The sequence below is a fragment of the Arhodomonas sp. KWT genome, from assembly GCF_010993615.1.
Genome location: NZ_WNXE01000990.1, coordinates 1 through 609 on the forward strand (window position 1 = coordinate 1; position 609 = coordinate 609).

Consider the following 609-nt stretch of genomic DNA (forward strand, 5'->3'; position numbering starts at 1 on the left):
CTCCGGCGTACGGGCAGGCCCCCGGGAATCTATAACACAGCCGGTCGCTTGACGACGCCCGGCCGTGCCGTCGATCGCCACCGCGGCCCCGGCCCGCGCCGCCGTGGAGGAGACGTCGCGCACGTGCGGCGACCGTTCATGACACCGGCCGGCCGGTAACGTCGGCCCGGTGCTCGCCGCGGCGGCCGGTTCGGGGGTAGTCTGATCGTCCGGGGCCATGCCCCGATCCATCATGCAGAGGGAGCCGCGCATGCGCATTCTGGTGACCGGAGGGGCGGGCTACATCGGCTCGCACGTCGTCCACGAGCTGCTGGCCGGGGGGCACGAGGTGGTCGTCTACGACAACCTCTCCACCGGTCATGCCTGGGCGGTGGGCGAGGCGAGCCTGGTGGTGGCCGATCTCGCCGACCGCGAGACCCTGGCCTCGGTGCTGCGCGAGGGATTCGACGCGGTGATGCACTTCGCCGCGCACATCGTGGTGCCGGAGTCCATCGCCGATCCCCTGCGCTATTACGCGAACAACACCGGCAATACCCTGGGGCTGCTCACCGAGGTCACCGCCGCCGGGGTGCCGCAGTTCGTGTTCTCCTCGACGGCGGCGGTCTACGG

1 protein-coding gene is annotated in these 609 nt (G+C 71.3%); it reads left to right on the forward strand.

The window, feature by feature from the left end; translation table 11 throughout:
• Window positions 1–250: 250 nt before the first annotated feature.
• Window positions 251–609: NAD-dependent epimerase/dehydratase family protein (locus G7A99_RS23720; RefSeq protein WP_163144523.1), on the forward strand; the 359-nt coding region annotated here is incomplete at its 3' end.